Here is a 13,807-nt window from a genome sequence, read left to right as displayed (position 1 = left end):
TCCCTTATATTTGCGCCCACAAACCGAATAAGCCAGGAAGCACCTTCCTCTTCATTCAATCTTTGACAAGCCATCTTTTTGATCTAAAGATCCCGGAGCGTCCAGCTACCAGGCATCGCACGGCTCTGTAAGCCTTAAATTTACAGCGCCTTTTTATTCCTGTTTGCACCTGGCATTCATCACATGCCATCGTTCAAACTTTTAAGACAAGCCAACTAAATGAAAGAGAAAAAACTACTATCCCTCGCCGTTACAGTGGCACTCATCGTATTTGTAACCTGTATTAGACTTCGCGAATCTACAGGCAATAAAACAGGGGATACACCTAAAAAAGCCAATACAGAGAATTCTTCTCACCATAAATCAAAATCCGCTCACAATAAATCAAAGTCGTCTCACAATACCAGCACCTCCTCACAGGCTACAACAGCCACCCGGACGATCGTCACTTCCTCTTCCGACAACTGTGATACACACATCAAAAACACAAGTGATAACAATCACCTTTTATTAGGCAATCCATCCGATGCACAACCATGCATGCAGCTTGTCAACAACTACCTGATAGACAGAAGCTACTACGTAGCATCGTACAATAGCCAACGCGGTACTCCTAACTGGGTAAGCTGGCACCTGGATGCCAATGACCTTGGTAAGACTTACAGAACGGATAATTTCAGGGCAGATCCTGAACTGCCCGGCAATTTCTACCATGTGGAAGGAAGCGACTATATCAGCTCCGGTTTTGACCGCGGGCACAACTGCCCTTCCGGTGACCGTACCAACAATACAGACGCTAACGAATCGACGTTCCTCATGAGCAACATGATCCCGCAGGCTCCGAAAAACAACAAACGTACATGGGCAGGCTTTGAGGAGTATACAAGAAATACCCTCGTCAGCGCCGGCAATGAATGCTATATCATCATGGGCAGCTATGGTACCGGAGGTACCGGGTCAAAAGGTAAGGTGAAAACCATCGACCAGGGAAAAGTGACCGTACCTTCACGCATCTGGAAAATAGTAGTAGTGATTCCTGCAGGTGATCATGACCTGGAACGAATTAGTAGCGGCGATGTGAAAATCGTAGCTATCGACACACCGAATAATAATAACACGATCGATAACAGCTGGAGGAAATATATTACCTCCGTTAAAGCTATCGAAGATTCTACCGGTTATCATTTGCTCTCCAATCTCCCTAAGAAAGTGCAACTGGCATTGAAGTCAAAAGTGTATGTGCCTTAAAAGAGATTACATAAAAATGAGCCTGAATCAAATGATTCAGGCTCATTTTTGTATATGCCTGCCACAACACCCCCGGTGTCTGTGCTATTAAACTAATCATCTGGTCGCTCGCCTCATAACTCAGCGGCATCATCCCCGGCGGTGGTGGCGGACCAGGATACCCCATTTCCCACTGCGAACACAATGCGTGCTGTCTCAATAGCTTTATCCCTCACGCTAAAATACCCACTTATGCTAAACATTCTCAAACTTGCATTGCTCTTATGCTATTGTACGGCTTCTCCCCTGACTGCAAAAAACACAAAAGCACCTGAAGCTATCATCACTTTTCAGCTCTTTGTAGACTCCCCCAGCCAGTCGTATAGCGGCCTGGATGCATCTATCAAAAACGAGAACACAGGTGTGATTTATACGCCGCAATCCTTTCAAATCATATCCGGCAGAGGAGTGTTCCAGTTTGGTGTGGCCGGGGAGATAGGTGAAGTTTTCAGCCTGACGGTTAAATCAGGTACGACCACTGTCGCCTCTGGTACTTATACCATAACCGCCACCAATACGAATCAGCATTATGTGGCGACAACGGTGTATATGAATTATTGATGAATTTCCAGATAAAAGGGACTTTACTAAAAGTGAGGTCCCTTTTAGATCGACTTCCATCCATCAAAACACTACATGTAACCCGATGTTCAACTCAATAAATCGGGCCACAGCACCCCAAAACCTTCCCGATTATCATCACCCCCATCTACACCACCACCTTCCCCCTCTTCTCCAACAACGACACCCCAAACAACACCACAAACATCCCCAACACCAAACTCATCTCCAACCAATACTCATAAGGCTTCACCCATATCTCCTCCAACACATTCCACCGCCCCATGATCTCCACAAAATTCCAAAATATCACCACCGTCGGAATCGCATACCTGATCGCATACCCCATCTGCCTTACCCTGAACAAATTCCGCAACAAAAACAAAGACCATAACAATGACCCAAACGCTATCAAATAAGTCACCGGATGCCGGTCCCCCAAAAAACTAGGATCATACGCAAACAACAACACCAGGTAAAACGTCCAAAGCAACGCTATCAATTCCACCGTCGTTATCACCGCAAAATTCTTCTGCACCTTTACCGGCTGACTACGCGGCACAGGAATCCTCAGATACTTCTGCAACCAGCTAAAAAACACACATCCCGTCCTGGTACTAAACAAATAATGCAGCATCATTATCACCAGGAACCCCGCCGATGCCGGCATAATCAGGTATTCCGGCTTTGTCACCACCACCCCGTTCTCCACCAGCGGCTGCACATGATACCGATGCGCAATGTAAACAAACCCAAACTCTATCCAGCCCGTCCAAATAAACAAGCCCGCAAATAAACCGGCAAATGTGGCCTTATTTTCCGATCTTAACCTGCTCCCAAAGAGTAACAGCAATAATCCGGCAAATCCCAGCAGGAAAGCTGCCAGGTACACATGCCCATGACCAAAAGTTTTCTCCATAATGATCATCAACGCATGCCCAAGCGGCATCGTAAGCAAAACAGTCAGGAATCCAAGCAGACCCGTGAACCTTGTCAGGTATTTCATTATTATTTTTTTGAAAAGAAAAGGACGGGCAGATGAGTGGAGTATTTCATCTATAGGGAGTAATCCGTCTTCAGCCATAAATGTAATACATTTGTCAGAAAATTGTAACAAAAACTAACTTTGTCATAAAATATTTCATAAGTAACTGATAATGAAAATCGCCATCACCGGTGCGCACAAAGTAGGCAAAACAACACCCGCCACAGCACTCCTCGCCCGGCTCCCTGCATATACCCTTACCAATGAATGATCAACTGCTCAAAAAAATAAACGGCCCCGCATCTCCGGAATCACCATCTGCCCGGTAGCCGCGTACCTCTTAAGAATCAAAAAAAACTTACCCCCTCCATAAACAAATAAGGCTGATCCCCAAAGACCAGCCTTATCTACATTCTTAAAAATTTACCTTATCCCAATTTCTCCAACCTGAACTCCAGCTTCTTATCCTTCTTAAAATACTCTATCACCATCACTGATCCTGCTTTAGCCGGCAATACCTTCATCCTGCTCGCCTTTGACTTCAACTCAATCTTATCCTGCGTAAACTTCGTACCATTATAACGAATTGAATTAAATGTCTCCCCCTTATAATCTGATGACTTCACCCAATCACTATAGCAAATCACGAAATTATTCTCATCAGGATTACCCGTTGTAAACTGGTAATCAAATGAGCCCACCATCTTGATGTACATCGCCAGTGTATGCTGACTTGTATAATCACTCATCGGACCACCCACTACCGTATTATTCGTCTTATCATACACCTTCGCATCCCTGATCTTATAAGTACCATCAAACTCCATCACCACCAGGTCTGTTACCACTACCTTCGTCACACCCTGGTTCTGTACTCCCCCGGCCATCGCACCCAATGCTGTCAAAGCAATACCACCTGCACTCGCCTGCTTCTTATATCCCTCACCTACTATAAATAACTTCCCGTTAGCCGTCGGAATCATCTTATGAATATACAGGTAACCAATATTGTCAATCTTACCCTTTGTATTCATCGGTAAATGCTTTGCAATATCCACCGCCCAACTATTATAAGTCTTGTTCAGGATCTTGCCACTATTATCAATCTCATAAATCGCCAGTCCCTTACTCGCATCCTTTGCTATGTTAGCATCCTTATCAAAGTAGTTACCCATTGCAATGAACTTACCCGTACCTGCCACAGGCAGCACACTGGATGGTACAAAGGTCCATTTATCCTTCTCATCATCTATGTCAAATACCTTCTTCTTCGTCATCGGGTTAATACCTACCAGGTGGGCTGTACCACTACCACTCATTCTCCTGTTCTTCCTGATCACTTCCAGGATCACCAGACTATCTGTCGTTCCCAGGTATTCTGCCATAGCAAACTTCTGATCATCACCATCCGGGATATATGTCCATTGTTTCTTCTTATCTGATGAATACATATCTACTTCATAGGTCTGATCCCTGCCATCTCTCAAAGGCAGTACAGTTATATATCCCTTATCCCCCAGGTTAAACACTGACTGGTTCATACCCTCATCCGTATGCATCGTTTCATACTGGGCCATCAGGCCATCCGTCTTTTTGGAATAAGGACGGGAATACGTAAATTTCAACTTTCCATCCAGGTCATATACCTTCATCTGCAGCATCTTTTCTTCTTCATTCTTGAAGAGGAATGCCAGGCTGCTGCCATTGTAAGCTGACTCCAGCAAACTCAATTTCTTTGTGTCTTCAAACTTAATATCCTGTACCTTGTTCAGGTTCTCGTCTACGATCTGTAAGGTGTACTCGTTGGTACGTCTATCAATTTTATCACTCTGATACAGGTAAAAATAACCCTTGATTTGTCCCTGTTCAATGATGGTACCGCTGTTTTGCAGGTAGGCAGAGTATACCTTGTCAACCGTCAGCCTGGATTGACCATCCGTATTTGTAACAAACATGCATACAAATAAAGCAACTGTAAGTAGTTGTCTAATCATCTTTGGTAAGATTAAATGTTTACTGTAAAATATATTTAGCACTTAAATTCAATTCCTTCTGAAAGCTGGGATAATTGTTTAGTTGGGTCGCATGTGCTTTCAGATAATTGTAACCAATGCCTGCAAAGTCCTCCAGGTAAAGGTTTTGGATAAACTGTAGCAATACATTATAGTTAGCCGGCTGGTAAGGGGCGGGTAGTTCTATAAATTTCCCCAGCGTATGGGTTTTCTGTGCAGCAAAGCATCCATTCATAATCCTGCCCACCTGGGTCACGAGGTAAGGATCCTGTGGATATTGCTGTAGCAGGGTCAGGGTATAATGTAAACTATAGGTATAATTGTCCGATGCAAATGCATACTCCACAATCTCGTATTTAAATACCTGCCGCAGGCTATCAAACATTGCTTTGTTCACCAGGTAGTCCTGCTTCGCAGCAGCATTAGCTATCATTGGCTCCAGCAATACAATACGCGCTTTACAATCAGGATGGGTCTTAAGTGAGTCTTCCAGCGGCAGGTCTTTCTTCAGCTTTGCCTGTCCACCCAGCAGCCCGGTATTTTTTGTAATCCACCTGTTTTGAAATGGGTATCCGCTTGTGTTCAATTCCTTCCTGATACAGGCTTCCATATCTACTGAATCTTTATCAATATCATCCAGGATGGCCAGTGTTTTTGTAGCCCCATTTGCATTAAAGCGGGTATTGAGTAAGAGCGCCACACCCATTGAATCCGCCTGTGCTTCATGGTCCCTGCTATGCCGTCGGCTATTGAAGGTAATGCCCTTTGTCAGCTTTTCAATCGCTTCCCGCTTACCATAATCGGCCTTCTTAATCTTCCGCAATTCATCCTGCACCTCGTCAGAATTCATAGTGGTCACATAGCGGGTGATGCTATTCTCGGTATGCTTTAATATGTAATGCGAAATCTCATGACAGAGTATGAATGCCAGCTCACTTTCATTGTCCAGGCGCTGAAACAAGCCCATATTAAAAAGGATAATTCCCTCCCCGATATAACTGGCATTCGGCACCCCACTCCTGGAAAAATAACAGTTGATCTGGTAGTCTTTTAATACAGGATTGCTCTTTACGATCTCACTCACTACTGCATCCAGGTACTGCTGCGCAGCCTTTGAGGTATAGACTTCTTTCCTGTCAAATACAGATTTGATGTTTTCCCACCTGGACTTATAAATATCTTTATAATCGGCCTTATATTTAGCAGGAAGGCTATTTAGCTCCTCATTGTACTGTAGCTCGTATTTGCTCACAAGACTTTTAAGACCCGCTTCATTCTGGGCAGCAGGGGTAAAGATCTGAGACTGGGCATAACCAACAAATGGCAATAGGCACAATGCTGTCAGTGCTTGTAAAATTTTCATCTTAAGTATAGGTATAGCAGGTAATAATGTAACTTGTCCCTTTTACGCCGTCAAGGTAAAAAATATTTCAAAACGACAAAATGATTTATCTACATATAGATTCAAAAGGGCAAAAAAATCCATAAAGTTCCCCGCAACAAACACAATTCATTAGCAATCAGCACTTTTCATATTTCAAGGCCATAGCTCCGCTACCTAACAATTGAGATCCTACCAGTTGTAAGCCCTGGTTTCCCTCCAATGTCATTTCTGTAAACAATCTCCTTCCCTCTCCAACAATCACTGGATGCACCACTATATGAAACTCATCTACCAGGCCCCACTCAATCAAACGGGCAGGTAGTTCCACTCCGCCGGTAGAAATCGCCTTACCTGCCTGCTGCTTTAGCTGAAGCACCTCTTCGCGTACGTTGTCACGGATCACCCTATCCTCACTTTCTATCGTTTTCGAAACTACCACCCGCTTCAGCCTGGCAAAGGCATCCGCAAATGCATTTCCTGTCTCATCCATTGATCGCGCAATCGCCACCTCCGGCCAGAAAGGCACCATCAGCTCATAAGTTTTCCGCCCGTACAGCACCGTATCGGCCGCTTCCAGCAGTTCCCTGAAATAGTCATGGATATCTTCTCCTCCGCTGAATTTGGTATGATCGCAGCAACCATCCAGGGAAATGTTAATGCCATAAATAAGTTTGCGCATGCCCTAATGTTTACTGTAATTTAAAACAAAAACGAGCTTGTATCAAAAGTAAGGCTCCCGGGGTTTAATTCGGGTACCTGACGGAGAGAATTTTTATTGATGTAATTCCCAATTCCTCCAGGTTACTTTTGGTACAAGCTCGTTTTATATAATATATCGCAGCGTTTACAAGGCCTGCAACTCACTTACTGTTGCCTTCTGCTTTGTATCAGACACCGGCTCCTGCATGAATTTACCCAGCATAATTTCCGCTGTCTGCAATGCACCTTCTACCCATCCCTGTGAATCAGAATACGCCTCGCCACAGATGTATAAAGGCGTACCTGCTATCGGGTGCGTGATCTGGTCTTTTACCTCCCAGCTCTTCACTCCTATATTCCAGCTATTCCATCCACCGCCATACGGATCTTCACCCCAATCCCGGAATGCAGCACTCTTTACCAGGGGCGTATAGTCTAAACCGTGCATCTGTTGCAACTGGCGTGCGATCTCATCCACCATCCGGCGTGGTGCCCTGTATTCTTCCCAGGTCTGGTTCAGCTTACCATTCGCTGTAGTGCCCTTTCCATCATCATCTCCAATAAACGGATCTGCAATCTGTGCATGCGAGCTGCCCAGTTTCCATGCCCTGGAACGCTGCGGTCTTAATCCATCCCAGTAGCCTATATTGCTACCATCATCATAACTAGCCAGCAACATGGCCCTGCCATTTACAGCAGGCGTACCATCGCTGTTCGGCCAGTAATAAGTTTGCCTTACCGGCAGGTCTGTAACAGAACGACCTGATTGCACCGGGACAAATTCACCGGCAGCATTGGTATAACCCGCTATTCTCCACCATGGATTTGCATAGGTAGTAAACAGCTTGAACAATGGTCTTGGTGTCACACTGCCGATCAGTGACTGGATCTCCTTTAGCTGCGGACTCTCAGGCGTGATCAGATCAAGTGCACGACGCGGCATGGCCAGGATCAGTTTTCCTGCACTGATTGAGTCCTGGTTATTGAAGTTCAAAGTAAACTGTCCGTTTGCATACTCAAAACCCCGAAGCTGTTGTTCCAGGCGAACTTCACCGCCATCTTTTACAAACAGCTCTGCCAGGGCAATAGGCACCTGCTGGAAGCCATTGCAAAAACCCTTGTACTTAGGTGTCATCCCGAAGTCTGACAGGTACCATGGAATGGCATCGCATGCATTCCAGTTTACCAATGTAGAATCATAACCACCGGCATCCATGCTGAACTGGTAGCCTTCACTGCTGATTACCCTGTACAGCAGGTTCCAGAAACCCCATTGGTACAAAGGCACGCCATCAAAAGACGCTTCCCTGGTCATAGCACGACGCTGTGCCTCATGCAGATTTGGATTTGTAATACCCGGAACAATCTGTTCAATTGCATTTACAATGATCGCACCCGGACCATTCCCCTTTTCCAGGAATGACATGTTATAAGGAACCTTATCGGGCCTGGTTACAAAGTCTACCAGGCGCAGGTATTCACCACGCAGGTACGCCAGGTTCTGCGGCTCATCTACCGGGAAATCATAGAGAGTGATCTGCTCTGAAAAAGGTAATTCAGCATTGAGTGTATCAATCAGGTCTACAATCAGTTTCTGCGTATTCTCCAGGATGCGCATACCGCCTAATTCCGCAGTCATGTTAGGAATTTCAGGTGGTTTCACGGAGAGTAAACGTCCACCGATATGATCGCTGCCTTCGAACACAACGATCTTCTGATTGGGAAATTGCTTTTTCAGTTTCCAGGCACTATACACCCCGGAAACACCGCCACCAATGATGGCGATATCAATTTGTTCGTTAACCATGATGAGAATATTTTTTAGAAGAATGAAGGAACGTTTGATGGGATATAGCCATTCTGTGCAGATAAGAGTTCGGACTTGACTGCCTCCAGGTGGTAATAATCCAGGACTGGTTGTTTACAATAATACCCGGTGATGGAATCAGATGTAGTAGGGGCAGTGGGTGTATTGCCGGCAATTCTCATATCCAGTATATAAGAAGTTGCATGCGTGAGTACATGTTCAATACCACGTTTGAGAGCATCTTTCACTGCTGCCGGTGTTTTCACCACTTCTCCGTGCTCGCCGCCAAATGCTTTGGCGAGTGAAACGAAGTCGAGCTTAGGTCTTTCCAGGCGCAGGTATGGAGGATCCATTGTTTTAGGCTTCCAGCCATAACCCGGTGCGTTACCATAAGCGCCCACTACCTGTTGCAGGCCCAGTTGCAGGGTATGATATTCCTGGTTGTTGGTAATAATATAAAGGATCGGTAATTGCTCATGAGCAGCCGTCCAGTAAGTCTGCGGATAGAAAAGCGAAGAACCGTCTCCCACCGCATTAACCACCAGTTTTGTACCTGTACCTTGACTGGACTTATCTTCCAGTTTGATACCCAGCGATGCAGGCATTGACCAGCCCAGGGAGCCTCCGGATACACAGTAATAACTTACCGGCTTTGCACCATTGTTGCCAAAGGGCAGATAGTACTGGAAAGGCGCACCATCAGATACCGCTTCATGCACATACACAAAATTGTCTTCCAGTTTCCTTCCTTCAATTTCTTCTTTCAATGCTTTGGCGATTACAACAGACCAGATCTCTTCCTGCTCCATTGCCTCCTGGTGATATTCATCCCAGTCCGCCGTTCTCTTTTCTGCCAGCATGCGCATTTTCTCATTTCTGGCATCTGCACCTTCGGGAGGTGTTTGTTTAACATACCCGTTCAGAATGGGCAATGTGGCTTTGATATCACCGAATACCGCTGCCTCACCATAATAGTTCTTACCGATATCCCAGGTGTTGTTAGTCAGGTATACCTGTTTTAATGCAGGAGGGAACAGGGGCCCGTCGGAATATTTAAATACGGCTAGTTGCGCCTGTGCGCCAAAACCTATAAGGAAGGCGACATCATGATCTTTGAACACGCCCTGTACACCGGCCTGACTACCTGGCAATTCACCCTGCCAGTGATAATCGTTATTGGGATAATTCGCAAGACTGCTGAAACATTGTAATACCACGGGGGCACCCATTACTGTTGCCAGTTCCTGTAGTTCGGCCCAGGCATCGGCATAACCGACAGCATCACCCGCTACAATCACAGGATTTTTAGCGGAAGAGAGAATGGCGGCGGCTTGTCTGATAGACGCGTCATCCCCCGTAAAATGTGGGGAAATACGGGTCACGCCTTTCACCTTAGCTTCATCTTCGATGGCGACCATGGTAAAGTCCCATGGAATGGATACGAATACTGGGCCATTCGGTGGTGCCATGGCTTCTTTAAAGGCGCGTTGTAAGACTAATGGAATTTCATCGGGGGTACGTACTTCATGTGCCCATTTGGTATATTGCCTGGCAAGGTCTACCAGGTTGGAAGCCAGGAGGGGTTCCTGGGTGACCAGCTCATTTTGTTGCTGACAACAAAGGATGACCAGGGGAACCTGTGAGCGGTAGGCATTGAACAGGTTGCCGATGCTGTGGGCAATACCGGGGGTAACGTGTACAACCAGTACACCTGGTTTGCCTGTCATGCGGGCGGATCCCATGGCAGCGCCGATGGCAATGTTTTCATGAAGACACTCGATATAGCGTACTCCATTTTCAGGGTAGGAAGTGCCATCAATAATAGGAATTTCATTGGTACCTGGTACACCGAAGATGTAGTGGATACCCAGGTCTTTGAGGATATCGAATACATAGTCGCGTGTCCAGCGTGTAGACTGGTCGAACGCGTGTTCGATCACATCGTCACTGGTCTGGCGCGGAGTCTGCGCCACTTGTGGTGTTGTCATATGATGGTGTTTTGGAATTTCGGCTATTTAGGGCTAGTAGTTGTGGAAATTTGTTTTGTGTTATTAATAGGGTATTGGTTAATTAATTAGTCTTTCACAATGCATTTAAGGTTATAAACAACGGTTTATTGCTGATTGTTTAGGGGAATCTGAAAAATGTTTCATGTGGGGAGGGGATATGATATTTTTTGGTAATAAAAAACTATTCACTCTCCACACTAAATCTATACATAATATCCCCGCGGTATTCAGGCTGTTCTTTTACAGGAGTCAGTAAAAATTCAAATGTAGGTTCCATTGATTCAATAGTAGTATATGTATCATCTATCTTTTTGATTTCAATATTTTGTTTGGTAAGTCCGGCTAAAATAAGAACGGTATACCAGCCATTTGAAAGAGGGATGTTAGCATGTTTATATTTCTTCAGGGCTGCTATTTTTGTGGCAGTATAGTCTCTCAGGTAAGGTATGGTGTACAGGTAAATCCGGCCGTTATTTACTTTTAGAGTGTAGCCGTCCTGTTTATGCTGTAGCTGATTGCCTGTTTGCAATAGTTCAGGTGTTTCATTTATGGTAAAATATACCGTGTAGGGATAATTTTCAACACCGGTCATGGGGATCATGACACCCTGTTTTACTACATCATCTCCGGTTTCCTTTGTAGTAAATTCGGTGAGCAGGTCATCAGGCAAGCCTTGCGCTATTTTGTATTGCAGTAAATAGTCAGGATCGCCGAGAATAAAATAGTCCATTAAGTCGTTTAGCACTTCATCGAATTTGTATTTAGCCATGTTTGGATTTTCAATAAAAATATTACATTAATCTCATTCCCGGTGTATTTATTCTATCCACAGCATTTGAATTTTATCTCTAATATATTTTGCTGCCAATACCCCACTGTATAAACGAAACTTAAGTATTAAAGCATTTTAAAGTTTTCCTCAGGCAGACTCATTATTAAAATTCAGTTTGTGTAACTATCCATTCATTAGTGCCCTGCCCCGCTCTTTTTATACCTTTCAATATACGCACTCAACTCCGCCATAAACTTCCCATAATGATCCACATTATACCTCACCACTTCCCCTCCCACCATCGTCAACACCAAAAAACACTTCCTCCCCGACTTCTTCCCCCGCCGCTTCACGATATACGTTCCCAAAACATCCTTCCACAAATACCTCTTCTTATTCAACCGGATTCCTTTCGCATTCAGGACGATACAAGCCCGCGATAAGGCTTCCCTGGCAGCCAGGATGACAAAACCAAAAGGTAAAACCAATAAAAATGGTCCCGGCCCCGCCTTCCCATTTATCGAAGTCTCAGGATGCAAAGCAATTTTATAAAAAACAAAACTCACAAAAAAGAAAGCAAGCCCCGCCAGACAAGCCATACAGATCCTGTATGAAATACTATACCTGAATCTCTTCTCATCACTGTCAACAATCTCTTTCGCATATTCCGCCGCCCACGATGCTGTATCATTCACCCCAGGTGTCGCATTAAATAGCTTATTAACAAAGTTGTTCTTCCTATTCTCTTCCTCAATCAAATCATACCAGGCATCCATTGCTGCCTGCTGCCGATCAAAGGAGCTTGCTTTTTCCATAAGCTGGGAAATTAGAAATTTCACACAAGGTAACAGGAAAACCCGATTCACCTCCTCCGATTCCTCAATTTTAAATACCTTCACCCCACCATGACCACCTCAGAGATCATCACCTATCAATACGATCGATTATCCTTTTTAGATCGTCAACAATTACTCCTGTCCACCTACAGTGAGATTACACCGGCATCCTGCTTTTTCCAGGGCTTTCTCACCCAACCGTATATTATTTCCCGTTGCCTCATCACCTTGTCGGCTATCGTTCAGTCCAGCTTTAACCTCTCCCCCTTTCAAATGGCCCTGATGCGTGATCCCATAGCCACCGCCGGCAATGAGAAACTGCGATTTGAAGGCTTTTCTCACTGTGCGGGCATCTATGCCAGGGTAGATGTATTGCCGGACGCTATTGACGGTGAATTTCCGGCCAATGGAACGGTAAATGTGGACTTTAACCAACCCATGATCAATGCGCTGGCAAGTGTCGGAAAACAAGGCCAGATGAGGCTCCATATAGGTGCTGCCGCAATCAGCGTGCAGACCACAGCCAGCAAAAAGGTAGTGGAGCGAAAAGTGCCATTGCCCCTTAAATGGATGAAAGGACTCACCAGCGTGCAGGTGTTCCTGTCGGCTTCGGAACAGGTACATACTTTCAACCAGCTGCAGGCCATGCAATTGTTTAAAAGCATCCCTGCGGGACAACCTAAAGCAGATCACTACCTGATCCTGAGAGGGAATAAACCAATGTTCTCCCCGGCTAAGGCCGCCAATGCTCTATGCGTAGGCGGTGTGCACCGGCTTAAACTCCTGGAACCCTTATTGCCCCTGGCCAATGAACTGAGAGTCTTTGCCGGGCCAGATCAGCAATCAACTACCTGGCACCTGTATTTTGGAGATGTACGATTTAGTTTTTCCCTGTCCAGGGAGTGCTGGAGAGGCTTTTCAGGAGAAGGTGCAGCACTGGAATCATTGATTGCAGATGTACCGGATGAATGGCTGGATGCGATGAATAAATACAGTCATGCTAACCAGGAGTTCAACCCTGCATTGATGGCGCTAAAGGAAAATATTCATTTTGATAAAGTAGATAACCTGACAGGGAGAATGGCTGCAATGGGCCTCTTAGGGTATGACCTGGATGAGCGGCAGTTCTTCTATCGCAGGTTGCCTTTCAGGCAAAGCCGCATTTTGCAGCTGAACCCGCGGATGAAAGATGCAGAGAAATTATTGGAGGAAGATAAAGTTGTCATCCTGGAAAATACCGGCAGCCGGGTGAATGCACGCGTAGAAGGCAGTGGTATGCAACACACAGTTGTTATTGACCAGGACAAAGCCCGTTGTACCTGCACCTGGTTTGCAAAGCACCAGGGAGATAGGGGTCCCTGCAAACACATCCTGGCCGTGAAAATAAAAATTGGATAACACACCATTTTCCAGCTAAAACAGAAAACTGTTTCAGCCGAAAAGTATCATTGGAAT

11 protein-coding genes are annotated in these 13,807 nt (G+C 45.3%); 3 read left to right on the top strand and 8 right to left on the bottom strand.

The annotated features are described in order from the left end of the window. Positions 1-219: 219 nt before the first annotated feature. Together DXN04_RS05875 and DXN04_RS05870 are read left to right on the top strand one after the other, a co-directional pair. Complete coding sequence (locus tag DXN04_RS05875; protein ID WP_116852347.1) at positions 220-1,248, top strand: DNA/RNA non-specific endonuclease; 1,029 nt, start codon at positions 220-222, stop codon at positions 1,246-1,248. Between the two features lie 231 nt (positions 1,249-1,479). Further along, positions 1,480-1,848 (top strand): hypothetical protein, encoded by a 369-nt coding sequence (locus tag DXN04_RS05870; protein ID WP_116852346.1) that lies wholly within the window; start codon positions 1,480-1,482, stop codon positions 1,846-1,848. Between the two features lie 148 nt (positions 1,849-1,996). Here DXN04_RS05870 and DXN04_RS05865 read toward each other — a convergent pair whose 3' ends face one another. From DXN04_RS05865 to DXN04_RS05830, 8 genes are all read right to left on the bottom strand, one after another. Next, entirely contained in the window at positions 1,997-2,854 is an 858-nt protein-coding gene (locus DXN04_RS05865) for a hypothetical protein (protein WP_116852345.1), read from the bottom strand. A 407-nt stretch (positions 2,855-3,261) separates the two neighbouring features. Continuing rightward, complete coding sequence (locus DXN04_RS05860; RefSeq protein WP_147319848.1) at positions 3,262-4,827, bottom strand: DUF6770 family protein; 1,566 nt, start codon at positions 4,825-4,827, stop codon at positions 3,262-3,264. Positions 4,828-4,846: 19 nt separating this feature from the next. After that, complete coding sequence (locus DXN04_RS05855; RefSeq protein ID WP_116852343.1) at positions 4,847-6,208, bottom strand: M48 family metallopeptidase; 1,362 nt, start codon at positions 6,206-6,208, stop codon at positions 4,847-4,849. A gap of 157 nt (positions 6,209-6,365) precedes the next feature. Beyond that, complete coding sequence (locus tag DXN04_RS05850; RefSeq protein ID WP_116852342.1) at positions 6,366-6,908, bottom strand: dihydrofolate reductase family protein; 543 nt, start codon at positions 6,906-6,908, stop codon at positions 6,366-6,368. A 165-nt stretch (positions 6,909-7,073) separates the two neighbouring features. Further along, complete coding sequence (locus DXN04_RS05845; RefSeq protein ID WP_116852341.1) at positions 7,074-8,735, bottom strand: flavin monoamine oxidase family protein; 1,662 nt, start codon at positions 8,733-8,735, stop codon at positions 7,074-7,076. A gap of 14 nt (positions 8,736-8,749) precedes the next feature. Beyond that, entirely contained in the window at positions 8,750-10,723 is a 1,974-nt protein-coding gene (locus DXN04_RS05840; RefSeq protein WP_116852340.1) for a thiamine pyrophosphate-binding protein, read from the bottom strand. Positions 10,724-10,925: 202 nt separating this feature from the next. Beyond that, positions 10,926-11,513 (bottom strand): hypothetical protein, encoded by a 588-nt coding sequence (locus DXN04_RS05835; RefSeq protein ID WP_116852339.1) that lies wholly within the window; start codon positions 11,511-11,513, stop codon positions 10,926-10,928. 197 nt (positions 11,514-11,710) lie between these two features. Next, positions 11,711-12,331 (bottom strand): hypothetical protein, encoded by a 621-nt coding sequence (locus DXN04_RS05830; protein WP_147319847.1) that lies wholly within the window; start codon positions 12,329-12,331, stop codon positions 11,711-11,713. A 90-nt stretch (positions 12,332-12,421) separates the two neighbouring features. Here DXN04_RS05830 and DXN04_RS05825 point away from each other — a divergent pair, with 90 nt between their 5' ends. After that, the gene (locus DXN04_RS05825) at positions 12,422-13,750 is read left to right on the top strand and encodes an SWIM zinc finger family protein (RefSeq protein ID WP_116852337.1); all 1,329 of its coding nucleotides are present in this window, start codon (positions 12,422-12,424) and stop codon (positions 13,748-13,750) included. Positions 13,751-13,807: the final 57 nt, after the last annotated feature.

Origin of the sequence: Chitinophaga silvisoli, from assembly GCF_003412465.1 — a bacterium.
Taxonomy (GTDB): Bacteria; Bacteroidota; Bacteroidia; order Chitinophagales; family Chitinophagaceae; genus Chitinophaga; species Chitinophaga silvisoli.
The sequence above is the reverse complement of the archived record's forward strand: the minus strand, read 5'-3'. Positions and strand labels throughout refer to the sequence as shown.